Here is a 22036-nt window from a genome sequence, read left to right as displayed (position 1 = left end):
TGACCCCGGGGGGACTCCATGAAACTTTCCGACGCTCTGCTGGGCGGCTTTTTCGTCCTGCTCGGGATCGCGGTGCTGTGGCTGGCGTCGCAGTTTCCGTCCTTCCAGGGCCAGCCTTACGGCGCGGCGCTTTTGCCGTCGATCCTTGCGGTGGGCTTCATCCTTTGCGGCGCCATCATGATGCTGCGCGAGCTGCGGCTGCGGCGCAGCGCGGCTGGCGGCTCGGGGCCGGTGTTTGCCTTGGTTCCCGACCTGCGCGAGGGCGGTGCCCCGGCGCTGTTTGCCGTGCTCGGCAACATTCTGGCACAGATCTGGCTGTCGCCGATGCTGGGCTTCCTGCCGGTGTCGGTGATCGGGCTGAGCGTGTTGTTTCTGGTGCTGCGCCTGTCCGCCATCAAGGCGCTGTTGCTCGCTCTGGCGACGACGGTGGTCTGCTGGTGGCTGTTTGTCGACCTTCTGCGTGTGCCCTTGCCGCGCGGCTTTCTGGACGGGGTGCTGTAAATGCCCGGACTCGATATTCTTTCGCAAGCCTTCCTTCTGGTGATGTCACCCGAAGTTCTGCTGACCGCGCTGCTCGCCGGAGCCTTCGGCATGTTCGTCGGCGCCATGCCCGGGCTGACCGCCACCATGGCCACGGCGCTGCTGGTGCCGCTGACCTTCTTCATGGATCCGATCCCGGCGCTGGCGGCCATCGTCTCGGCCAGCAGCATGGCGATCTTTGCCGGTGACATCCCCGGCGCGCTGCTGCGCATTCCCGGCACACCGGCCTCTGCCGCCTATGTCGAGGACAGCTACCGGCTGACCATGCGCGGCAAGATGAACGAGGCGCTTGGGACCAACCTCATAGTGTCCTGCATCGGCGGGCTGATCGGCATCGCGGTGCTGGTGGTCGCGGCGCCGATGCTGGCCGAATTCGCCCTGCGCTTCACCTCTTACGAATATTTCTGGCTGGCGACGCTGGGCCTGTCCTGCGCCATCTTCGTCGCCTCGAGCGATCCGCTGAAGGCGGCCGTCGCGCTGCTGCTGGGGCTGACGCTGGCGACGGTTGGGCTTGACCCGACCACCGGCGTGCCGCGCTTTACCTTCGGGATGACCGACCTGCTGGCCGGGATCGAGTTCATCCCCGCGATGATCGGCCTGTTTGCGCTGGCCGAGGTCATGCGCGGCGTCATCCGCCTGCATGGCCGCGCAGCACCGACCGAGATGCGCGTCACGCCCGGCCCGCTGTTCAAGGGCGTCGGCGGCATCATCCGCCGCCATCCCACCAATGTGGTGCGCGGCTCGCTGATGGGCGTGCTGATCGGGGCGCTTCCGGGCGCTGGCGCCGATATCGCCGCATGGATGTCCTATGCGGTGTCGAAGAAATTCTCCAAGACCCCCGAGAAATACGGCACCGGCCATGTCGAGGGGCTGGTCGATGCCTCTGCCGGCAACAATGCCGCCATCGGTGGCTCGTGGATCCCGGCGCTGGTGTTCGGCATCCCCGGCGACAGCGTCACCGCCATCGTCATCGGCGTGCTCTACATGAAGGGCATGAACCCCGGCCCGACGGTGTTCCTGCAAAACCCGCAGCTGATCTACGCGGTGTTCATGATCTTCGTGCTGACCACGCTGATGATGGTGCCGCTGGGCTGGGGCGCGGTCAAAGTGGCCAAGCAGACCTTGCGCGTGCCTTCGCGCGTGCTGCTGCCCATCGTCATGAGCCTGTGCATCGTCGGTGCCTTTGCAATGACCAACTCGGTGTTCGGCATCGTCATCATGCTGGGCATGGGCATCACCGGCTGGATCCTCGAGGAAAACGGCGTGCCGGTCGCCCCGATCATCCTCGGGCTGGTGCTTGGGCCGATGTTCGAGCGCATGTTCATGACCTCGATGATCAAGTCCAACGGCGATCTGCTCGCCTTCTTCGAGCGGCCCATCGCGGCCACCCTCGGGGTCTGCGTGCTGCTGCTCTGGGCGGTCTCGATCTACAAGGCGGTGCGCCAGCGCCGCAAACCCGCCACGCCGCCCGTCAATCAGACGCACTGACCCCGTAACCCTTACCCCCTATCGAAGGATGGACCCCAAAATGAAAGACCAGGCAGACTACATCCTGTCCGATGAAACGCGGGACAAGCTGATGAAGGTCTCGACCGCCTCGGTTGCGACCGCCCTTTACAAGCGCGGCCTGCGCAACCAGTTCGTGCAAGGCGTGGTGCCGGTAGAGCGCAAGCCGGTCACCATGGTGGGGCAGGCCTTCACCCTGCGCTACATCCCGGCGCGCGAAGACCGCAACCCGATCACCGCCTTCCGCAGCCGCGAGCACAAGCAGCGCGTGGCCATCGAAACCTGCCCGCCGGGGCATGTACTGGTGATGGATGCGCGCAAGGACAGCCGCGCCGCCACTGCCGGGTCGATCCTGATCACCCGCCTTGCCAAGCGCGGCGCTGCTGGCGTGGTGTCCGATGGCGGGGTGCGTGATGCCGCTGGCATCGGCGCGCTGGACATGCCGGCCTATTTCGCCTGCCCGTCTGCGCCCACCAACCTGACGCTGCACGAGGCGATCGACATCAACGTGCCGATCTCCTGCGGCGATGCGCCGGTGTTTCCGGGCGATGTGATGCTTGGCGATGGCGACGGCGTGATGGTGATCCCGGCGGATCTTGCCGACGAGATCGCCGAGGAATGCACCGGCATGGAATCCTTCGAGGATTTCGTGCTCGAACAAGTCGAGGGCGGGGCCGGGATCATCGGCCTTTACCCTGCGACCGACGAAGAAAACCTGACCAAATACGCCGAATGGCGTGAGCGAACGGGACGCTGAACATGACCTATCACTTCCACGGATCCCACCTGATTGCCGGCGAGCGCGTGACCTCGGACACGACCTTCTCCTCGTCGCCGGCCACCGGCATGGGCGCGGCCTTCTCCTCTGGCAGCCCCGATCTGGTCGCGCGCGCCTGCGCCGCTGCCCATGCCGCCTTTGAAGGCTTTGCCGCCACCAGCCGCGAGCGGCGCGCCGTGCTGCTCGAAACCATCGCCGATCAGATCGATGCGCGCGGCGATGCCATCACCGCCGTCGGCAGTTCGGAAACCGGGCTGCCCGAGGCCCGCCTTGTGGGCGAGCGTGGCCGCACCACCGGCCAGCTGCGCCTGTTTGCGGCGCATATCCGCGACGGCGCCTATCTGGATCGCCGCTTCGATGCGGCGCTGCCCGACCGTGCACCGCTGCCGCGCCCTGACCTGCGCATGATGCAGCGCCCGATCGGCCCGGTCGCGGTGTTTGGCGCGTCGAACTTCCCGCTGGCCTTCTCGGTGGCCGGGGGCGACACCGCCGCCGCGCTGGCCGCAGGCTGCCCGGTGGTGGTCAAGGGCCATGGCGCACATCCCGGCACCGGCGAGATCGTTGCCGATGCCGTCACCGCCGCCATTGCCGAGCTTGGCATGGATGCGGGCATCTTCAGCCTCGTGCAGGGCGGCAACCGCGCTGTCGGCGAAGCGCTGGTGCAGGACCCGCGCATCAAGGCGGTTGGCTTCACCGGCAGCCTCGGCGGTGGTCGCGCGCTTTTCAATCTGTGCGCAGCGCGCCCCGAGCCGATCCCGTTCTACGGCGAGCTTGGCAGCGTCAACCCGATGTTCGTGCTGCCGCAGGCGGCCAGCGCCCGCGGCGCCGACATCGGCAAGGCATGGGCCGGATCGCTGACCATGGGCGCGGGGCAGTTCTGCACCAACCCCGGCATCGCGATCATCATCGACGGCCCCGAGGCCGATGCGTTCCGCGACGCAGCCACTGCCGCGCTCGAGGCCACCGCGCCGCAGACCATGCTCACCGACAACATGGCGTCGTTCTTTGACGATGGCGCGGCCCGCGTTGCGGCCAGCGCCGGGGTGACCACGCTGCTCAGCAAGCCCTGCGAAGGCCGGGCCGCGCTGCCGCAGCTGTTCGAGGTCTCGGCCGAGGCCTGGCTGGCGGATCATGCGCTCGCCGAAGAGGTCTTCGGCCCGCTCGGGCTGATCGTGCGCGTCAAGGATGCGGCGCAGATGGACGAGATCGCCCGCAGCTTCACCGGCCAGCTGACCGCAACGCTGCAGCTTGACGATGGCGACACCGAGCTTGGCCGCACCCTGCTGCCGGTGCTTGAAAAGATGGCGGGACGGGTGCTGGCCAATGGCTACCCCACCGGCGTCGAGGTCTCCGATACCATGGTGCATGGCGGCCCCTACCCGGCGTCGACCAACTTTGGCGCCACATCGGTCGGCACCCTCTCGATCCGGCGCTTCCTGCGCCCGGTGTGCTACCAGAACATCCCCGCGGCGCTGCTGCCCGAGGATCTGCGCTAAGGGCCGCGCCCCGGCATCGCTCTGATCTCAGGCCCGGCGTCCCCCAAAGGAGGCGCCGGGCCTTTTTGCAAGCCCTGTGCCAAAAGCGCCTTCGCCTTGGCGCTGGCGCACCACCGAGCCTTCTGACGTCTGGATTTCATCAGACCTTGTGGCTATGAGACGCTATCAGGAGAGCTAAATGGCAGATATGACCAAGACTTGGGACCGGCGCACCGGCGTCGATATCGTCACCAGCCATCTATATGAAGAGATTGTCTCCCTGCGGTTGCTGCCCGGCAGCAAGATCTCCGAAGCCGAGATCGCGACCCGTTTCGGTGTGTCGCGCCAGCCGGTGCGCGACGCCTTCACCCGCCTTGCCAACATGGATCTTCTGCTGATCCGGCCGCAAAAGGCGACCGAGGTCAAACGCTTTTCGAACCGCACCATCGAAAAAGCCCGTTTCGTGCGGGCCACGATCGAGGCCGAGGTGCTGCGCCGCGCCGCAACCCATTGCGACAGCGCCGGAGCCGCAGCGCTTGACGCGGCGATCACGGCGCAAAAGGCGCTGATGGAGAACGCGGATTTCGACGCATTCGGACAGATGGATTACGACTTTCACAGGCTGCTATGCGAAATTGCCGGTACGGAATACGCCTTCGACGTGATCCGGAGCGAGAAATCGAAACTCGACCGGCTGTGCATGCTGGCATTGTCCAAAGAGCGCGGCATGCCGCTTCTGATCGAGGATCACGCGGCGATCGCCCGTCACGTCATCGCCCATGACCCCGATGCGGCGGTCGCGGCCGGCAAGCTGCACCTGTCGCGGCTCGATTCGACCATCGCGGCGATCCGCGAGAAGAACAGCGCCTATTTCGATCCGGATGAAGAGCCACAGGCACCGGCCCGGCCCCTGTAACATCGCCGGAGCGCTGAGCCCCCTTCCGGAGGGGGCATCGCGGCCTGCCTGTGCAGGTTTGCTCTGATTGCAATCGGCGCCCGCGAATCCCGGCGCGCCGGCCTGCGGACCAGCCTCGTGGCGGCGCGCGAAACCAGCCGGTCAAGCGGCCCTCTCCTCTGGCGAAGAGGGCCACAAGGACGTTCGTTGTCGGCGGATCAGCCTTTGCTGGGGGCGCCTCCCGCCGGGGCCCCTGCCGGGGCGCAGGCTGCCGGAGTCTTGGAATCCGGCGCCTTGCAGGTGCCGCTCATGGACGTGCCATCCTTGCCGGCAAAGCTGCAGGATGCGCCGTTGCTCTTGCCCGAACAGGCGTCGATGGCCTCTTTTGGCGGGCGGGCTGGCTTCTCGCCCGACTGGGCGAGCTGCACCCGGCTGTCAGAGGCATCGGCCCGGGCCTCGCTCACCGGCAGCGCCGTCAGGCTGGCCGCCGCAAGGGCAATGATTGCAAAGAGGCGCGCGGGGCGGACAGGGTTCTGACTCATCGGATGGGACTCCACGTTATGATGCGGCACCAGAGGGTGCCCTGCCCGCCAGTCGCACCATCCGGTGCAGCCGGTTTGCAGGAAATGTGAAGACAGGATGCAGGTCAGATGTCAGCCCCGGCGCGCAGCGATGCCCCGGCTCAGGCCGGGCCGCGCCACAGCCCCGCCCGCGCGCCTTCGGTCAGCGCCAGCACCGTGTGATATTGCAGCCGCGACAGCGCCTCGGACCAGATCACCCCGCCCTGCTGGTCGAGCTGGTTCACGTAATGACAGCGCCCGGCAAAGAAGCTGCGGAACATCCGCCCCGCCAGCGCCCGCGCCCGATCCGCCTGCACCGGGTCCTGCGCCCGCACGGCGCAGGACTTGATCGCCTCGGTCTGCGGCCAGAGCAGGAAGCGATCTTCGCGCCACGTCTCATCCGCCGACACCGCGTCAAAGATGGCACCGGCCATCGGCCCGCTGCTTTCATATCCGACACGATCGGCAAAACTCAGCAGCCGCGCCGCGATCTGCCGCGAGGCCGGATCGCCGCCAAGATCGGCCTCGCGCAGCAGCAGCCACGCCCATTCGCATTGATGGCCGATCTCGCGCCGCTCCGCCTCGGGCGAGGGCAGCGGCGACAGGTCGGGTGCGATGAATTCGGCAATCGTGCCGGTCTCATCGTCGAAGAAATACTCCAGCCCCTTGGCGCGCATCCGCCCCGCGCGGCGCAGCCAGTCCGGCGCGCCGGTCATCTCGTAGGCCTGAAGGCAGGCCTCGAACAGGTGCATATGCGGGTTCTGCGCGCGCGGCGGCGCATCTGGCGCCGCCGGATCGCTCAGCGCATCATGTTCCAGCATCAGCCCCGTGGCCGGATCGGTGAGCACGGTTTCAACCGCGCGCCAGCAGGCTTCGATCTCGCCCGACACATCCTCATCCGACAGCCGCCCCCATGTGGCCAGCCCAAGGATCACGAAGCTCAGATCGTAGCTGCGCATCACCTCGTCGGCGGGATCGCCGGTGGGCGCCCCGGTTTCGCTGCGGGCAAGGCAGTAAAGACCGGGCGCCTTGCGCAAGGCCGCCACGGCGTCGCGGGCGATCTGCGCCGCGCCGTGCCAGCGCGGTGCTCCGGATTGCAGGGCAATGTGGGAAAAGGCGAACAACAGCCGGGCCTGCGCCAGAATGGTGCGCCGCCGCGGGTTGGTCGGCGCGCCGCTCTCGTCCAGCACATCGTGAAAGCCGATGGCCCCCGGCGCGCGAGCGGCTTCGACCCAAGCCGGAAGCGCCTCGCACCAGTACCAGTCGACCCATGCGGCCGGGTCTGCATCGGCGGGCAGGGTCTGGGGCGCAACGGCCCCGAGAGTCAGATCATGTGTCATTCGGTCTTCAATGCCTCGATATCGTCGAAACTGTCGGGATAGCTCTGCACGATGGTCGGCAGATCCTGATTGAATTGGCGCAGATGGCGCCGCATCGCCGCATCGGCGGCGTCGGCGTCGCCTGCCGCGATGGCATCGACAATGGCGCTGTGCTGCGCCACCAGAATATCCGGCGCGAATTCGCGGGCGGTCATGTGGCGCACCCGGTTCAGCTGCACGTTCAGCGCCTCGAGATAGGTCGAGACATCCGGCGCCCCGGCGGCCTGCGCCAGCGCCCGGTGAAACGCCTCGTCCAGCATCATGAATTCCGCCGGCCTGCCGGTTGCCGCGATGTCTTGCTGGCGGGCGATGTGATCGCGCAGCTCAGCCTCGATCTCGGGGGTGCGGCGCGCCACGACGGCGCGCACGAGGTCTGCCTCGACCGCCTCGCGGATCAGCCGCGAGGTCAGCGCCGCCGCCACCGAGATCTTGCGCACGAACGTGCCGCGCTGGGGGCGAATCTCCAGCAGCCCCTCGGCGGCGAGACGGATGAAGGCTTCGCGCACGGGTTGGCGCGACACGTCGTAGATTGCCGCAACCTCGGTTTCAGACAGCCGCTGCCCCGGCGCCAGCGCCCCGCGCACGATCCGCTCGCGCAGTCGCCCGTAAACCTGCGGGGAAACGGCACCTTCGGCGGTTTGGATCATCGGAATGCCGGGCATCATGCCGCGTCCTTTCAAGATCGGGTTTGACAGCTTGCATACTTCCATACTAGAAATCTTTGTGCAAGGCTGACCGACAATTCGACGCCGCCTGCACGAGGGAAGGAAAGACGCAATGCAACAAACATGGCGCTGGTTCGGGCCAAATGACCCGGTTTCCATCGATGACATCCGGCAGGCCGGGGTCGAGGGAATCGTGTCGGCATTGCATCAGATCGCGCCCGGCGCGCTCTGGCAGCCCGAGGACATTGCGCAGCGTCAGGCCGACGTGGCGCAGTTGCACGACGGCAGCCCGTCGGGGTTGCGCTGGGATGTGGTCGAAAGCCTGCCCGTCTCCGAGGACATCAAGCGCCAGACCGGCGACTGGCGCGCCCATCTGGACACCTACAAGCAAAGCCTGCGCAATCTGGCACAGGCCGGGATCGAGGTGGTCTGCTACAATTTCATGCCCTTGATCGACTGGACGCGCACCGACCTTGCGCATCGGCTTCCGGGCGGCGCGACCTGCATGCGCTTTGATCTGGTGGATTTCGCCTGTTTCGACATCCACATCCTGCAGCGCCCCGGCGCCGCCGAGAGCTTTGCCGAAGACGTGGTCGCCGAGGCCGAACGCCGCCATGCGGGCATGACCGATGCCGACAAGGTCGCGCTGACCGGCAATATCGTCAGCGGCCTGCCCGGCGCCGCCGAACACCTGACACTGGACGATCTGCGCGCCCGGCTTGCGGTCTATGCCAATATCGCGCCAGAGCGGCTGCGCGCCCATATGGCGGATTTCATTGCCGAAATCGCCCCCGTTGCGCAGGATCTGAACCTGCGGCTGTGCTGCCACCCCGACGATCCGCCCTTCCCGCTGCTTGGGCTGCCGCGCATCATGTCGACCGAAGCGGATTATCGCGCCCTGCGCGACATGGCGGATCTGCCCGCAAACGGCATCACGCTGTGCTCTGGCTCGCTTGGCGCGCGCCATGACAACGATCTGCCCGGCATGATGGACCGGCTTGGCGATCACGTGCATTTCCTGCACCTGCGCAACGTGCGCATCGAAGGCGACGCCGCGGTGAATTCCTTTCACGAGGCCGAACATCTGGGCGGCGGCACCGACATGGTGGCGCTGGTCGCCGCCGTGCTGCGCCAGGAACGCAAGCGCCGCGAGGCAGGCCGGGCCGACTGGTCGATCCCGTTCCGCCCCGATCACGGGCAGAACATCCTCGACGATCTCACCCGGCGCACCCAGCCGGGCTATCCGGCGATCGGGCGGCTCAAGGGGCTGGCAGAGCTGCGCGGCATCATCACCGCGCTGAGCCACCCGCAAGAAGGAACCATCCAATGAGCGCCGCAAGACTTGGCGCCAAGGCCGCGCTTGGGCCGCTGGTGCAGGCGCCGGCCTATGATCCCGAGCAGCGCGGCGAGGGCATCGTGCATCTTGGCTTCGGGGCGTTTCACCGGGCGCATCAGGCGGTTTACACCGATGATGCCTTGGCCGCAGAGCCCGCAGACTGGCGCATTGTCGGCGTCAGCCTGCGCTCTGCCGATATTGCGCGCGAGATCAACGCGCAGGATGGGCGCTACACAGTGATCGAACGCGATGCCTCGGGCAGCCGCGCCCGGGTCATTGGCGCCGTAAGCCGGGTGATCGCCGCCGACCCCGCCGCCACGCTGGCCGCGCTTTGCGCCCCGCAAATCCGCATCGTGACGATCACCGTCACCGAAAAAGGCTACGGCATCGATCTGGCCAGCCATGCGCCCGACCGCGCTGACCCGGCAGTGGCCGCCGATCTGGAAACGCCGGAGGCGCCGCGCGGCGTGCTTGGCCTGCTGGTCGAGGCAAGCCGCCTGCGCCGCGAGGCCGGGCATCTGCCGCTGACCATCCTGTCCTGCGACAATCTTCCGGCCAATGGCGTGGTGTTGCGCGACGGCGTGATCGGCTTTGCCGGCGCGGCGCGCGGCGATGCCCTTGCCGAGTGGATCGCGCAGACCATCGCCTTTCCCTGCTCGATGGTCGACCGGATCACCCCGGCCCCCTCTGCCGACACCGCAAGCGAGGCGCTGCGGCTGACCGGCTGCGAGGATCGCGCCGCCATCGAGACCGAGCCGTTCGTGCAATGGGTGATCGAGGACAGCTTTCCAACCGGTCGCCCGCAGTGGGACGCTGGCGGCGCGCTGTTCGTCAAGGATGTGGCGGGCTACGAGCGCATGAAGCTGACCATGCTCAACGGCAGCCATTCGATGCTGGCCTATGCCGGGCATCTGACCGGCTGCACCTACGTGCGCGATGTCATGCAGACCCCGGCGCTTGCGGCGCTGGTCCGGCGTCATATGGCGGCCGCGGCGGCCTTGCTCGACCCGCTGCCCGGCGCCCCCTTCGACGCCTATGCCGAGGCGCTGGCGCAGCGTTTTGCCAACCCGTCGATCGCGCATCAGACCTTTCAGATCGCCACCGATGGCACGCAGAAACTGCCGCAGCGGATCTTTGAACCGGCGCTGCTGGCCATTGCGCAAGGCCGCCCGCTGCGCCCCTTTGCCTTTGCGGCGGCGATGTGGATGCGCTTTTGCCTTGGGCGGCAGGATGACGGCACCCTTTACGAGCTGCGCGACCCGCGCGCGGCGCAGATCAAGGCGGCCCTGCCCGAGCAGCCCGACGCCACAAGCCTGTCCGCCGCGCTGCATGGCCTGCCCGGACTGATTCCCGAAACCCTAGGCAAGAACCCGGACTGGCGCGCCGCCATCGAAGAGATACTGACGGTTGCGCTTGAACAGGGTAGCCTTGCCTGTGTGGAACAGGAAACTGCGAGCGCAAACACTTACAGTCACGTCTGAAACAGGGGCAAAAACGATTGTGCGTCGCGTCAAAGACTGATCTGGTATACTAGAATGCTCACCACCGCCCGGCGCTGTATCCTGAGGAGGGACAGGCCAGACAGGGCACAACCGGCAGCCAACGGACTGCCAGACTTTTCCAAAGGGAGGAACTCCATGACCATCAAAGCAACGGGCCTTGCGAAGGCCATCGCGCTTGCCGCGACCGTAACCGCGAGCCTGACCGGCGCGGCCTCGGCAGAGATCACGCTGCGCGGCGCCAGCATGTTCGACGAACAGCACGCCTACACCAAGACCCTGCGCGCATTCGAAAAGCAGCTGTCCGAAAACTACGACGGCGAGCTGGAATTCGAGATGCACCTCAACGGTGAACTGGGCGACGAGAGCGATTTCGTCACCTTCCTGCAGCAGGGCGTCGCGATTGATTACGCGGTGATGGCCCCGGCGAACATGGCGGTGTTCGCACCGTCGATCCCGCTGATGGACATGCCGTTCCTGTTCCGCGATCTCGATCACTGGAACGCCGTGCTGTCTTCGGACGTGCTCAAGCCGCTCGAGGACGAGCTTTATGAAAAGGCCGACATCAAGGTCATCGGCTATGCCGGGGGCGGCACGCGCAATCTGGTGTCCGACGGTGAGATTTCCAACATGGACGAGCTGGCCGGTCACAAGATGCGGGTGATGGGCGCGCCGATTCAGGCCAAGATCTTTTCGGCGCTTGGCGCTGCGCCCTCGGCCATCGCCTATAACGAGGTCTATAACGCCATCCAGACCGGCGTGATCGGCGGTTTCGAAAACGAGGCCGCGTCGATCCAGAACCTCAAGTTCTACGAGGTCGCGCCGAACGTCACGCTGACCAAGCACACGATCACCGTGCGCCCCGTCGTGATGAGCGGCAAGACCTTCCGCAAGCTGCCCGAGGATCTGCAGCAGGCCGTGCTTGATGCCGGTGCCGCCGCCGGTGCCTATGGCCGCGAGCTGGAAAGCCGCGAGGATGGCGAGAAGCTGCAGCAGATGGTCGACGCGGGCCAGATCACCGTCACCGAATTCGAGGGCCGCGATGCGATGCTTGACCTCGTGGTTCCGGTGCAGGACGCCTATGCCGAAGAGCTCGGCGCCACCGAGCTGCTGAGCGCGATCCGCGCGAAGTAAGGCGCAAGACCGGTCGCGCCGGGCATTTCCCCGGCGCGATTGCCCCTGCCCCGGCGAGCTTCGCCGCTGAACACAAAGGCAATACGACATGATCGGCAAGATACTCGAGCGGTTCTGCCTTGGTCTGAGGGTGATCATCGGCATCCTCACCATGGCGCTGGCCATCCCCGTCGCGGCGCAGGTGCTGGCGCGCTACACCGGCATCATCCCCGTTTACCTGTGGACCGAAGAGCTGGCGACCTTCATCTTTGTCTGGGTCGTGATGATCGGCTCGATGATCGCGGTCTGGGACGGGACGCATTTCGCGGTGCTGGTGATCCCGGATGCGACCTCTCCGCTTGGCACGCTGATCCAGAACGGCTTTGTCTTTGTGCTGCTGATCATCTTCGGCGCGATCTTTGTAATCTACGGCATCGAGTACACCAAGTTCGGCGCGATCCAGCATTCGGTGATGATGAACGCCAACATGGCGCTGACCCATGTGTCCGTGCCCATCGCTGGCGCCGCATGGGCGATCTTTGCAACCTACCGGCTGGCGCAAGCCGTCGCCACCTATCGCGATGCAAGGAGCGCCGCACAATGATCGTCTCGACCGCACTGGCCTGTGCCCTGCTCGTGGGCGGTTTCCTCTTGCTTGTCATGCTGCGCGTGCCCGTCGCCTTTGCCCTCGGGCTGGCCACGGTGCCGGTGGTGCTGCTTGATCTGCGCCTGACCCCGTTCATCCTGCTGGACCGTATGTTCCAGTCCTACAATTCCTTCATCCTGCTGGCGGTGCCGTTCTTCCTGCTGGCGGCGAACCTGATGAATTCAGGCCAGATCACCGACAAGCTGATCAACCTCGCTAGGGTGCTGACCGGCTGGATGCCGGGCGGTCTGGGCCATGTGAACGTCATGGTCTCGATGCTGTTCGCGGGCATTTCCGGCTCTTCGACCGCCGATGCGGCGGGCTGCGGCAAGATCCTGATTCCGGCGATGAAGCGCGAAGGCTTCGATCTGCGCTTTGCCGTCGCCATCACCGCCTGTTCGTCGGTGATGGGGGTGATCATCCCGCCCAGTATCCTGATGGTGGTCTGGGGCGGGGTCATGCAGATCTCGGTCGGCGGGCTGTTCCTGGCCGGTGCCATTCCGGGGCTGCTGATCGGCGCCGCCCTGCTGGGTACCGTCTATGTCTACGCCCGGATTTACGGCTACCCGATCAGCGACCGCCCCACCCTGTCGAGCTTCTGGAGCGCGTTCAAAGGCGCGATCCTTGCGATGCTTACCCCGATCTTTGTGGTTGGCGGCATCATCGGCGGCATCGTGACCCCGACCGAAAGCGCCATCATCGCGGCGTTCTATTCGATGATCCTCGGGCTGTTCGTCTATCGCACCGTGAGCTTCAGCCAGCTTGGCGAGATCTTCTACGACACCGGGCGCTTTGCCTCGATCTCGCTGTTCGCCATCGGCACGGCGACGGCCTTTGGCTGGCTGCTGGCCTTTTACAAGGTGCCGGGCCTCATCGTCGGCTGGCTGACCATGTTCGAAGCCGGACCGTTCGAAACCGGCCTGCTGATCGCGCTGCTGTTCCTGCTGTTCGGCCTGTTCATCGACGCCATCCCGACGATCATCATCCTCGGCACCGTGCTGATGCCGGTGGCGGCCACCGCGGGCATCCACCCGGTGACCTTCGCGATCATCGGCATCATCTCGCTGGCCTTTGGCCTTGTGACACCGCCCTACGGGCTGTGCCTGCTGATCTCGGCGGCGATCGGGGAGATCAGCGTGATGAAGGTGATGCGGGACGTGGTCATCATCCTGATCCCGATGCTGATCATCCTGCTGCTGGTGATCCTGTTTCCCGAGCTTGCGCTGTGGCTCCCACGCAAGCTCATGCCGGGCGCGGTTTAACCTCCCCCACGCCCAGACGCGCCCCCGGTTCCGACCGGGGGCGCGTTTTTTGTTGGCAAGCATCGTCAGCGGGTCATCGACAGGCGATCATCGCCGGGCCGATGCAATCGCTCAGTCGTCCCACTTGGGCAGGGTCTCGAGCATGTCGCTGGTCATGGTGGTGGTGTAGGCGCCGTTCTGATAGGTCAGCTCGCTCAGCGAAATGACCACGTCCTCGTCGCCGATGTCGAGCCAGCCACCAACTTCGATAACAGCAGCCACCGGCGCGCCGTCGGCATCGATCAGGATATCTTCGACCTCGCCGACCTGATTGCCATCAGGGCCGATGATGTCGATATCATCCACCGAGCGCAGCAGATCGACGTTCAGGCCCTGGGCCGTGGCAGCGCCACCGGCAAGGATGAGGGCGAGCGCGGGAAGGATAGTGCGGGTCATGTGATCTCCGTTCTTCTGGATGTCTCTGCCCCTACAACCGATGCGCGGCGTCAAGGTTCCACCTGACACCGCAAAGCCGCCAACTGTCATGAAAGCTTCAGCAAACTGTCGCGCCGGTTTTAACTCGGCGGGGCATCTGTCGCCGCGACTGCACAGCTGTGCAGTGCCTTGGACAGGACCGGCAGATGAGCGACATTCGCATCGATACTCTTGGCAAACGTTTCGGCAACACACAGGTGCTGCACGACGTGTCACTGGCCATCAACGAGGGCGAATTCGTCGCCGTGCTTGGGCCGTCTGGCTGCGGCAAGACCACGCTGCTGCGCTGTCTCGCTGGGTTCGAACGCCTCTCCGCCGGGACCATCGCCGTTGGTGGGCGGACCGTTTCCAGCCCCAGCCGCCATACGCCCCCCGAAGATCGCGGCATCGGCGTGGTGTTCCAGAACTATGCGCTGTGGCCGCATATGACGGTGGCACAGAACGTCGCCTACGGGCTGAAGATCGCCGGGCTGGCCAAGGCCGAGCGCGCGGCGCGGGTCGCAAAGGTGCTCGACACGGTCGAACTTGGCCCGCTGGCCGATCGCCGCCCCGCCGATCTGTCGGGCGGTCAGCGCCAGCGCGTCGCCCTTGCGCGCTGCCTTGCGATGCAAAGCCGGGTGGTGCTGCTGGACGAGCCGCTGGCCAATCTCGACGTGCATCTGCGCGCCGCGCTGGAAGAGGAATTCGCCCGCTTCCATGCGCAATCGCGCGCAACGATGTTCTACATCACCCATGATCAATCCGAGGCGCTGGCCCTCGCCGATCGCATCGCGGTGATGGACAAGGGCCGCATCCTGCAATTCGCCGCGCCCCGCGCGCTGTATAGCGAACCGGCCGATGAGACCGTGGCGAATTTCATCGGCGAGGGCCGCGTCATCGACGTGCGCAGCCTAGAGCCGATGGGCGCCGGGCGCGCCCGCGCCGAGCTGCTCGGGCGCAACGCGCCGCTGCGCTGTCGACCCGATCAGCGCGCCCAGCCCCGCGCGCGGGTCAGCTTTCATCCCGGCGATCTGCACATGGTCCCCGAGGCCGAGGGCATCCCCGCGCATGTCATCCGCGCCAGCTATCGCGGTGCCTTCCTGCGCGCCGAGGTCATGGCCGGGCCGCGCGCCGACATTCCCTTCACGCTCAACATTCCTGCGCCCGCGTCGCTGACGCAGGGCCAGCGGATCACCATCGCCCTGCGCGACGGCTGGGTGCTTCCCGCCGCCGCCTGATACTTCCTCCCTCCCAAAAGGACGCCTGACATGATGCGCCTCTCCCTGACGCTTGCCGCCGCGCTGCTTTCCAGCGCCGCCTATGCCGACACCACCCTCACCCTTTATACCAGCCAGGCGCCTGAGATCGCCCAGCAGACCGTCGATGCCTTCGAGGCCGCCTATCCCGACATCACCGTCGAATGGACCCGCAACGGCACCTCGGCGCTGATGAACGTCATGCGCGCAGAAATCGAGGCCGGCCAGATCCAGCCCGACGTGCTGCTGGTGGCCGACGTGATCAACCTTGGCGAGCTGAAGGCCGGCGGCCACCTGATGGCCTATCCCGAGGCGCCGATCCAAGCCTATGCGCCCGAAACCTATGACCCCGACATGACCTTCTTTGGCACCAAGGCGCTGACCACCGGCATCGCCTATAACACCAACATCGCCGAGCCGGTCTCGACATGGGCCGAGCTGCTGAGCGAAGAGAACCGCGGCCAGATCGCCGTGCCCTCGCCGCTGTATTCGGGCGCCGCGCTGAACCACCTGCACGCGCTGATCAATTCCGATGTCGGCTGGGCGTTCTACGAAGGGCTGAACGATCTGGACATCGTGCCCGAGGGCGGCAACGGCCCAGCGACCAACGCCGTCGCCACCGGCATGGTCAAATACGCGCTGATCGTCGATGGCAACGCCCTGCGCGCCAAGGCCGACGGCTCGCCCGTCGATTACATCGTGCCTGACGATGGCGTCAGCTTCATCACCGAACCCGCCGCGATCATGGCCAGCACCGAGCACCCGGAAGAAGCCAAGCTGTTCATCGACTTCCTGCTCTCGGAAGAGGCCCAGAAGTTGGTCGCCGAACAAGGCAACCTGCCGCTGCTGCCCGGCGTCGCCGCGCCCGAAGGCTTTCCCGCCCTCGAGGACATGACCCTGCTTGGCTACGATGCCGACGCGGCAGTGACGGCCAATGAAGACGTGCGCGCCAAGTTCGCCGATATCTTCGGGCTCTGATCAGGTGCCCCTCGCACATAGCCTTGCGAAGCGCCCCCTGCGGGCGCTTCGTCTGCCGGCAGCCCTGCGCGGCGAGCGCGGCCTGCTGATCGCGCTGGCCTTGTTCGTGGGCGCGCTGTCGATCCTGCCGCTGGGCCGGCTGGCCTACGCGGCGCTGTTCCCCAAAGGCGTGTTTGACGCGACGCGCATCGTCGAGATCCTCGGCAATCGCCGGATCTTCGAAGCGACGCTCAACACCATATGGATTTCCATCGCCGCGACGCTGCTGGCCACCGTCGTCGGCACGCTGGCGGCGCTGCTGAGCGCACTCAGCGACATGCGGGCGCGCACGCTGTGGGTTTTCGGCTTCGTGCTGCCCTTGATGATCCCGCCGCAAGTCATTGCGCTGGCGTGGATTCAGGCGTTTTCGCCCGCCTCTCCGATCCTTGGCCCGCTTGGCCTTGCGCTGCCTGCGGGCACCCGCCATCCGCTGTATTCCATGGGCGGCATCATCCTGTTGCTCGGGCTGTATAACGCGCCTCTGGTGTTCCTGTCGGTGCGCGCGAGCCTCTACCGGGTGCCCTCGTCGATGCTCGAGGCGGCGCAGGCGCAAGGCGCGCGCGGCTTTCCACTGATCCGCGACATCGTATTGCCGCTGGCGCGGGGCGGGATCTTTGCCGGGGCGGCGCTGGCCTTTGTCTCGTCGATCGGCAATTTCGGCATTCAGGCGATGCTGGGCATCCCGGCCCGCGTGCCGACGCTGATCACGCTGATTTACCGGCAGCTCAATTCCTATGGCTCCTCGGCGCTCAATGACATGGCGCTGCTGGCGCTGTTGCTGGCCGGGCTGACAGTGCTTGGCATGGCGCTCACCGCATGGCTCGGGCGGCGCAGCGACCAGCGCGTCGATGCCACCCGCCGCCCGCCGCGCCGCGCGCTGGGGCGCTGGCGGCTGCCGATCGAGGCCACGGCCTGGGCCTATCTGCTGGCCTGCCTTGCGCTACCGCTGTCGGCGCTGCTGGGCACGGCGCTGGTGCGCGGCGTCGGCCAGCCGCTGACGCGCGACACCGTGACGCTGGAAAATTTCACCAACGCGCTGTTTCACCACGATGGCATCCGTCAGGCCTTTGGCACCTCGCTGCTGCTGACGCTGGGCACGGTGGCGGTGCTGATCCCGGTGGCGGTGGCGCTTGGCTATGTGCTGTGCTGGCGGCCCGGCTGGGTGGCGCGGGCGCTGGCCGTCGCCTCCGAGCTGGCCTATGCGCTGCCGGGCATCATCATCGGCGTGGCGATGATCCTGTTCTTCCTGCGCCCCCTGCCGTTCATCGGCACTGGGCTGTACGGCACGGTCTGGGTGATCTTTGCCGCCTACCTGTCGAATTTCCTCGCCCTCGCGCTGCGGCCGATCCTTGGCGGCTATGCCCAGATCGAACGCGGCCTTGACGAGGCGGCGCAGCTGGCCGGGGCAGGCATCTTTGCGCGGCTGCGCGACGTGGTGCTGCCCTCGCTGGCGCCCTCGGTGATGGCCGCCGCGATCCTCGTGTTCATGACCGCGATCAACGAGATCCAGACCTCGGTGCTGCTGGTGTCATCGCGCGCGCAGACCATCGGGCCGATGATCATCTTTCTCGACGAGGCGGGCTCTTCGACCCTTGCCGCCGCCGTGGGCTGCCTGATGGTGGCGCTGGTGCTGGCGCTGATGGGGCTGAGCCTGCTGCTGGGGCGACGCCTGCCCGAAGGAGTGTTGCCATGGCGGGACTGACCGCATTTTCAGCGCCCGCACCGCAGAGCGCGGCTGCAAACGCCCGCCTGACCGCGCTCAGCGGCATGGGCCGCAAAAGCGCCGCCGTCTTCTTGCTCGAACTGGAGGGCCGCCGCCTGCTGCTGGATCTGGGCGATGGGCTGGAGGCGGGCGAGCGCCCGGACCTGAGCGGCGCTGGCAGGATCGACGCGGTGATCCTGAGCCACGCCCATGAAGACCACGCAGGCGGGCTGGATCGCCTGCCCGAGATCGGCAGCCCCCCGGTGTTTGCCAGCGCCGAAACCCTGCGCCAGCTCGGCCAGCGCCTGCCCGCCGCCCACGCCCTGCCCGAACAGGGCGAGGCCGAGGTGCTGGGCCTGCCGCTGCTGCTTGGCCGATCCGGTCACGCGCCCGGCGGCATCTGGATGCGGCTGCCAACTCGTGGCGGGCTGCTCTATACCGGCGATTTCAGCGTCGAGGCGCCGCTGCTGCCCTGCGATCCCTTCCCGAGGGCCGAGGTGGTGATTGCCGATGCCTCTTACGGCGATCGCGACGAGGCCCTGCGCGGCCAGATCGACGCCTTGGCCAGCCTTTGCGCCGACGGGGCGATCCTGCCCTGCCCGCCGCATGGGCGCGGCGCCGACATGGTGACGGCGCTAAGCGCGCGCGGCCTCAGCATAAAAACCTGCGCCGAGGTGGCCGACGATTGCGCCCGTCTTACCGGCACCCGCCCCGACACCGTCTCGCCAGCCACGGCCAGCCCGCGCGACATCATCATCGCCACCGGCCCCAATGCTGAACGCGGGCTTCCGGCGGCGCTGCGCAACACCCCCGGCTTTCGCTTCGTGTTTTCCAGCCATGTGCCGCGCAGCAGCCCGGCATGGGCGATGATCGAAAGCGGGCGCGCGCAGTGGAGCGGCTGGAACGTTCACCCAAGGCTGCGCGACATCCTTTCCCTTGCCGAACAAACCGGTGCCCGCCGCATCCTGCCCGCCTTTGTCGATCTGGCGCAGGCCCCGCGCCTGTCGCAGGCGCTGGGGGCGCGCCTGTGCCAAGACAGCAGTCTAGAGGTCTGATCCATGCATTTCCTACCCAGCAACACCCCGGCCCTTGAGCGCGCCGAAGATGAAACCCCGCTGCTGTTCGCGGTTCCGGACACGCAGACCCCCGGCCTCAGCGCGCTGTGGCTGGGCAACCTGACCGCCGCCGAGGATGCCCCGGCGCTGGCGCAAGCTGACATCACCGGCTCGGTGAACCTTGCGATGAACATCTTTCCCGGTCCGCTGATCCTGCCCGATGGCACCCATATGCGGCGCTACCAGATCGGCATGATCGACGGGCCGGGCAATGCGCCGCAAACGCTTGCCGCCGCGGTGATGCTGATCGACGGGCTGGCCCAGTGCTACACCGCTGGCAAGCCGCATTACCCGGGGCATCGGCGCGGCGGGTTGCTGGTGCATTGCCGGGGCGGGCGGTCGCGCTCGGTCGGGGTGCTGGCGCTGTGGCTGCACTGGCGCCAGCGCGCACGCTATCCCTCGCTCGACAGCGCGTTGGACGCGATGCGTGCGCTGCGCGGGCAGGATGACAGCTACCCGCTGCCGCCGATGATCGCGCTGGCTCGCGAGGTGCTGGCGCAAGGCCTGCTGCGATGAGCCGCCGCTTTGTCTCGGCTGCCGATGTGGCGCGGCTGGCGGGGGTGTCGCGCTCGGCGGTGTCGCGCGCCTTTACCCCCGGCGCGCAGGTGTCGCAGACCGCCCGCGAGCGCATTCACGAGGCCGCCGATGCGCTTGGCTACCGCGTCAACCGGCTGGCGCGCACGCTGCACCAGACCCGCTCGGATCTGGTGGGCGTGGTCGGCGGCAATCTGGGCAACCCCTATATCTCGGCGCAGCTCGATGCGCTGAGCGCCGGGCTGCAACGGCGCGGGCTGCAATGCCTGCTGCTCAACAGCGGCGGCAACGGAGACCTTGCGGCGCTGCTCGATTATCGCGTGCGCTCGGTGGTGCTGCTGTCCGGTGCGGCGCCCGAAGAGCTGATCCGCCTGTGCGCCCGCAACGGCGCGCATATGGTGCTGATCGGCAGGCCCGCCCCGCCCGAGGGCCTGCCAGCCGATCTGATCCTTGCCGACAGCGCCAGCGGCGGGCGCATCGCGGCGCGTCGCCTGATCGCGGCGGGGTGCCGACGCGTCGCCGTGGTGATTTCCGCCTCGCGCACCAGCGCCAAGCAGGACCGCGCCGAGGCCTTCTGCGCCGAGATGGCGCAGGCGGGCCGCAGCGTCACCCGCTGGACCCAAGGCCCAAACAGCTACGAAACCGGCTGCGCCGCCGCTCGCGCGCTGCTGGCACAGCCGGGCATCGACGGCATCTTCGGCGTCACCGACGAGCTGGCCCTTGGGGTGCTGAACACCGCCCGCGCCGAAATGGGGCGCAAGGTGCCGGGCGATCTGTCGGTCATCGGCTTTGACGATGCGCCGGTGTCGGACTGGGCCAGCCATGGGCTGACCACCATCCGCCAATCGCTGGAAACCCTGACCGATGCCACGCTGACGGCCATCGAGCGCGGCGCAGGCAGCACGCCGCGCCGGGTGCTGTTGCCGGTGTCGCTGGTCGAACGCAGCAGCGTCGCCCCAGCGATCCGCGACCAGCTGTAAGAGCCATTCAGGCCTCGGACACCACCCGCCGCACGGTGCGGGCAAAGGCCTCGGCCACGCGCTCGCGGGCGATGTGGCGACCCTCTGTCACCACCTGCCGCCCGGCGACCCAGACGTCGCTGACCGCACCATCATTGCCGAACATCCAGCGTTCGATCAGCCCCTCGCCCAACCCAAGCGGATCGGACAGCGCCACCAGATCCGCCGGTGCGCCCGGCGCGATCTGCGCCGCTGGCGCGCCAAGCGCCTGCGTGCCGCCGCTCAGCGCCCGCGCATAAAGCCGCGTGCCGACGCCGCCGCCATCGGTCAGCAGGTTGCGCGCCCGGTGGGTCAGCCGCTGGCCATATTCCAGCAGGCGCAATTCCTCGTCCAGCCGGATGCGGATGTTGCTGTCGGTGCCGATGCCAAAGCGCCCTCCTTGCCCAAGGAATGCCTGCGCCGGAAAGATGCCATCGCCAAGGTTGGCCTCGGTCACCGGGCACAGCCCCGCCACCGCGCCCGAGCGGGCGATCAGCGCGATTTCCTCTGCCGCCAGATGCGTGGCATGGATCAGGCACCAGCGCGGGCCGACATCGGCGATTTCATAAAGCAATTCCACCGGGCGGCGGTTGAAGATGGCAAGGCAGTCCTCGACCTCGCGCATCTGCTCGGCGACGTGGATATGCACCGGGCGGCCGGGCAGCGCCTCGGCCAGTGCGGCCAGATCATCGGCATCGGCGGCGCGCAGCGAATGGGGCGCATAGCCCACCACATCGCCGGGCCGCGCCAGCCCGTCACAGCGCGCCACCAGCGCGGCAAACGCCTCCACCCCGTGCAGGAACCGCTTTTGCCCGCCCCCCGCTTGCGCCCGGCCAAAGCCGCCATGGGCATAGAACACCGGCAGATGGGTCAGCCGGATCCCGGCTTCCGACGCCGCCGCAAAGATCCGCGCCGACATCTCGGCAGGGTCGGCATAGGGCCGCCCGTCGGGGCCGTGATGCAGGTAGTGAAATTCACCGACGCGGGTGTAACCGGCTTCGAGCATCTCGATATAGGCCATCTCGGCGATCGCCATCATGCCCTCGGGATCAAGGCCAAGCGCAAAGCGGTACATCATCTCGCGCCATGTCCAGAAGCTGTCCTGCCCCGGCCCGCGGGTTTCGGTCATGCCCGCAAAGCCGCGTTGAAAGGCATGGCTGTGCAGGTTCTGCCCGCCGGGCAGCAGCGCATCGACCCCGGTTCCGCTGCCCGGCCCGACCGCCGCGATGACCCCGTCCGCCACCGTCACGCAGATGTTTTCCGCCCAGCCATCGGGCAGCAATGCCCGCTTTGCCTCGATCTTCATG

At 67.1% G+C, this 22036-nt stretch carries 21 protein-coding genes; 16 read left to right on the top strand and 5 right to left on the bottom strand.

What is annotated here, in order from left to right; genetic code table 11:
• The first annotated feature begins 18 nt into the window (after positions 1 to 18).
• From Q4543_RS06230 to Q4543_RS06210, 5 genes are all read left to right on the top strand, one after another.
• Positions 19 to 501, top strand: coding sequence for a tripartite tricarboxylate transporter TctB family protein (locus Q4543_RS06230; RefSeq protein WP_303436927.1), 483 nt, complete (start codon positions 19 to 21; stop codon positions 499 to 501).
• Positions 502 to 2028 carry a tripartite tricarboxylate transporter permease gene (locus Q4543_RS06225; RefSeq protein ID WP_303436925.1) on the top strand — a complete coding sequence of 509 codons (1527 nt, stop codon included), beginning with the start codon at positions 502 to 504 and terminating at the stop codon, positions 2026 to 2028.
• Positions 2029 to 2068: 40 nt separating this feature from the next.
• Complete coding sequence (locus Q4543_RS06220; protein ID WP_216003769.1) at positions 2069 to 2803, top strand: ribonuclease activity regulator RraA; 735 nt, start codon at positions 2069 to 2071, stop codon at positions 2801 to 2803.
• 2 nt (positions 2804 to 2805) lie between these two features.
• Positions 2806 to 4320: an aldehyde dehydrogenase (NADP(+)) gene (locus Q4543_RS06215; RefSeq protein WP_303436923.1), complete on the top strand. Its 1515-nt coding sequence runs from the start codon at positions 2806 to 2808 to the stop codon at positions 4318 to 4320.
• Between the two features lie 178 nt (positions 4321 to 4498).
• Positions 4499 to 5215, top strand: coding sequence for a GntR family transcriptional regulator (locus tag Q4543_RS06210; RefSeq protein WP_216003767.1), 717 nt, complete (start codon positions 4499 to 4501; stop codon positions 5213 to 5215).
• 197 nt (positions 5216 to 5412) lie between these two features.
• Here Q4543_RS06210 and Q4543_RS06205 read toward each other — a convergent pair whose 3' ends face one another.
• The 3 genes from Q4543_RS06205 to Q4543_RS06195 form a co-directional block, all read right to left on the bottom strand.
• Positions 5413 to 5736, bottom strand: coding sequence for a hypothetical protein (locus Q4543_RS06205; protein WP_303436921.1), 324 nt, complete (start codon positions 5734 to 5736; stop codon positions 5413 to 5415).
• Positions 5737 to 5876: 140 nt separating this feature from the next.
• A complete protein-coding gene (locus tag Q4543_RS06200) occupies positions 5877 to 7094 on the bottom strand; it encodes an AGE family epimerase/isomerase (protein WP_303436920.1) in 1218 nt (405 codons plus the stop codon).
• A complete protein-coding gene (locus Q4543_RS06195) occupies positions 7091 to 7798 on the bottom strand; it encodes a GntR family transcriptional regulator (RefSeq protein WP_303436919.1) in 708 nt (235 codons plus the stop codon). Before Q4543_RS06195 ends, Q4543_RS06200 begins: the two co-directional genes overlap by 4 nt.
• A gap of 112 nt (positions 7799 to 7910) precedes the next feature.
• Between Q4543_RS06195 and uxuA the strand changes: the two genes are divergently transcribed.
• From uxuA to Q4543_RS06170, 5 genes are all read left to right on the top strand, one after another.
• Positions 7911 to 9128: a mannonate dehydratase gene (gene uxuA, locus Q4543_RS06190; RefSeq protein WP_303436918.1), complete on the top strand. Its 1218-nt coding sequence runs from the start codon at positions 7911 to 7913 to the stop codon at positions 9126 to 9128.
• The gene (locus tag Q4543_RS06185; RefSeq protein ID WP_303436917.1) at positions 9125 to 10615 is read left to right on the top strand and encodes a mannitol dehydrogenase family protein; all 1491 of its coding nucleotides are present in this window, start codon (positions 9125 to 9127) and stop codon (positions 10613 to 10615) included. The genes uxuA and Q4543_RS06185 overlap by 4 nt, the downstream gene beginning before the upstream one ends.
• Before the next feature lie 156 nt (positions 10616 to 10771).
• Positions 10772 to 11767, top strand: a complete 996-nt coding sequence (locus Q4543_RS06180) for a TRAP transporter substrate-binding protein (protein ID WP_303436916.1) — start codon at positions 10772 to 10774, stop codon at positions 11765 to 11767.
• Between the two features lie 88 nt (positions 11768 to 11855).
• The gene (locus Q4543_RS06175; protein ID WP_303436915.1) at positions 11856 to 12350 is read left to right on the top strand and encodes a TRAP transporter small permease; all 495 of its coding nucleotides are present in this window, start codon (positions 11856 to 11858) and stop codon (positions 12348 to 12350) included.
• Complete coding sequence (locus Q4543_RS06170; RefSeq protein WP_303436914.1) at positions 12347 to 13654, top strand: TRAP transporter large permease; 1308 nt, start codon at positions 12347 to 12349, stop codon at positions 13652 to 13654. The genes Q4543_RS06175 and Q4543_RS06170 overlap by 4 nt, the downstream gene beginning before the upstream one ends.
• Positions 13655 to 13765: 111 nt before the next feature.
• Here Q4543_RS06170 and Q4543_RS06165 read toward each other — a convergent pair whose 3' ends face one another.
• Positions 13766 to 14089, bottom strand: coding sequence for a PRC-barrel domain-containing protein (locus Q4543_RS06165; RefSeq protein WP_216003759.1), 324 nt, complete (start codon positions 14087 to 14089; stop codon positions 13766 to 13768).
• Between the two features lie 185 nt (positions 14090 to 14274).
• Between Q4543_RS06165 and Q4543_RS06160 the strand changes: the two genes are divergently transcribed.
• Genes Q4543_RS06160 through Q4543_RS06135 form a run of 6 tightly spaced genes read left to right on the top strand, consistent with a single transcriptional unit; the run spans position 14275 to position 20711 of the window.
• Positions 14275 to 15345 carry an ABC transporter ATP-binding protein gene (locus tag Q4543_RS06160; protein WP_303436912.1) on the top strand — a complete coding sequence of 357 codons (1071 nt, stop codon included), beginning with the start codon at positions 14275 to 14277 and terminating at the stop codon, positions 15343 to 15345.
• Positions 15346 to 15375: 30 nt separating this feature from the next.
• Positions 15376 to 16341: an ABC transporter substrate-binding protein gene (locus Q4543_RS06155; RefSeq protein ID WP_303436911.1), complete on the top strand. Its 966-nt coding sequence runs from the start codon at positions 15376 to 15378 to the stop codon at positions 16339 to 16341.
• 4 nt (positions 16342 to 16345) lie between these two features.
• Positions 16346 to 18082 carry an iron ABC transporter permease gene (locus Q4543_RS06150; RefSeq protein WP_303436909.1) on the top strand — a complete coding sequence of 579 codons (1737 nt, stop codon included), beginning with the start codon at positions 16346 to 16348 and terminating at the stop codon, positions 18080 to 18082.
• Positions 18070 to 19137 (top strand): MBL fold metallo-hydrolase, encoded by a 1068-nt coding sequence (locus tag Q4543_RS06145; RefSeq protein WP_303436907.1) that lies wholly within the window; start codon positions 18070 to 18072, stop codon positions 19135 to 19137. The genes Q4543_RS06150 and Q4543_RS06145 overlap by 13 nt, the downstream gene beginning before the upstream one ends.
• A 3-nt stretch (positions 19138 to 19140) precedes the next feature.
• Positions 19141 to 19713, top strand: a complete 573-nt coding sequence (locus Q4543_RS06140) for a protein phosphatase (RefSeq protein ID WP_303436906.1) — start codon at positions 19141 to 19143, stop codon at positions 19711 to 19713.
• Positions 19710 to 20711: a LacI family DNA-binding transcriptional regulator gene (locus Q4543_RS06135; protein ID WP_303436905.1), complete on the top strand. Its 1002-nt coding sequence runs from the start codon at positions 19710 to 19712 to the stop codon at positions 20709 to 20711. The genes Q4543_RS06140 and Q4543_RS06135 overlap by 4 nt, the downstream gene beginning before the upstream one ends.
• A 7-nt stretch (positions 20712 to 20718) precedes the next feature.
• On the opposite strand, the gene Q4543_RS06130 is transcribed toward Q4543_RS06135, so the two are convergent.
• Entirely contained in the window at positions 20719 to 22035 is a 1317-nt protein-coding gene (locus Q4543_RS06130) for a formimidoylglutamate deiminase (RefSeq protein ID WP_303436904.1), read from the bottom strand.
• Between the last annotated feature and the right edge of the window lies 1 nt (position 22036).

This window comes from Salipiger sp. 1_MG-2023, assembly GCF_030547555.1.
In the GTDB taxonomy this organism is placed as follows: Bacteria; Pseudomonadota; Alphaproteobacteria; order Rhodobacterales; family Rhodobacteraceae; genus Salipiger.
This window is presented reverse-complemented; position numbering and strand designations above follow the sequence as displayed.

Excerpts from the sequence above, each read along its gene's own strand:
- Q4543_RS06230 (WP_303436927.1), top strand. The coding sequence starts at position 19 with ATGAAACTTTCCGACGCTCTGCTGGGCGGCTTTTTCGTCCTGCTCGGG.
- Q4543_RS06225 (WP_303436925.1), top strand. The coding sequence starts at position 502 with ATGCCCGGACTCGATATTCTTTCGCAAGCCTTCCTTCTGGTGATGTCA.
- Q4543_RS06220 (WP_216003769.1), top strand. The coding sequence starts at position 2,069 with ATGAAAGACCAGGCAGACTACATCCTGTCCGATGAAACGCGGGACAAG.
- Q4543_RS06215 (WP_303436923.1), top strand. The coding sequence starts at position 2,806 with ATGACCTATCACTTCCACGGATCCCACCTGATTGCCGGCGAGCGCGTG.
- Q4543_RS06210 (WP_216003767.1), top strand. The coding sequence starts at position 4,499 with ATGGCAGATATGACCAAGACTTGGGACCGGCGCACCGGCGTCGATATC.
- Q4543_RS06205 (WP_303436921.1), bottom strand. The coding sequence starts at position 5,736 with ATGAGTCAGAACCCTGTCCGCCCCGCGCGCCTCTTTGCAATCATTGCC.
- Q4543_RS06200 (WP_303436920.1), bottom strand. The coding sequence starts at position 7,094 with ATGACACATGATCTGACTCTCGGGGCCGTTGCGCCCCAGACCCTGCCC.
- Q4543_RS06195 (WP_303436919.1), bottom strand. The coding sequence starts at position 7,798 with ATGATGCCCGGCATTCCGATGATCCAAACCGCCGAAGGTGCCGTTTCC.
- uxuA (WP_303436918.1), top strand. The coding sequence starts at position 7,911 with ATGCAACAAACATGGCGCTGGTTCGGGCCAAATGACCCGGTTTCCATC.
- Q4543_RS06185 (WP_303436917.1), top strand. The coding sequence starts at position 9,125 with ATGAGCGCCGCAAGACTTGGCGCCAAGGCCGCGCTTGGGCCGCTGGTG.
- Q4543_RS06180 (WP_303436916.1), top strand. The coding sequence starts at position 10,772 with ATGACCATCAAAGCAACGGGCCTTGCGAAGGCCATCGCGCTTGCCGCG.
- Q4543_RS06175 (WP_303436915.1), top strand. The coding sequence starts at position 11,856 with ATGATCGGCAAGATACTCGAGCGGTTCTGCCTTGGTCTGAGGGTGATC.
- Q4543_RS06170 (WP_303436914.1), top strand. The coding sequence starts at position 12,347 with ATGATCGTCTCGACCGCACTGGCCTGTGCCCTGCTCGTGGGCGGTTTC.
- Q4543_RS06165 (WP_216003759.1), bottom strand. The coding sequence starts at position 14,089 with ATGACCCGCACTATCCTTCCCGCGCTCGCCCTCATCCTTGCCGGTGGC.
- Q4543_RS06160 (WP_303436912.1), top strand. The coding sequence starts at position 14,275 with ATGAGCGACATTCGCATCGATACTCTTGGCAAACGTTTCGGCAACACA.
- Q4543_RS06155 (WP_303436911.1), top strand. The coding sequence starts at position 15,376 with ATGATGCGCCTCTCCCTGACGCTTGCCGCCGCGCTGCTTTCCAGCGCC.
- Q4543_RS06145 (WP_303436907.1), top strand. The coding sequence starts at position 18,070 with ATGGCGGGACTGACCGCATTTTCAGCGCCCGCACCGCAGAGCGCGGCT.
- Q4543_RS06140 (WP_303436906.1), top strand. The coding sequence starts at position 19,141 with ATGCATTTCCTACCCAGCAACACCCCGGCCCTTGAGCGCGCCGAAGAT.
- Q4543_RS06135 (WP_303436905.1), top strand. The coding sequence starts at position 19,710 with ATGAGCCGCCGCTTTGTCTCGGCTGCCGATGTGGCGCGGCTGGCGGGG.
- Q4543_RS06130 (WP_303436904.1), bottom strand. The coding sequence starts at position 22,035 with ATGAAGATCGAGGCAAAGCGGGCATTGCTGCCCGATGGCTGGGCGGAA.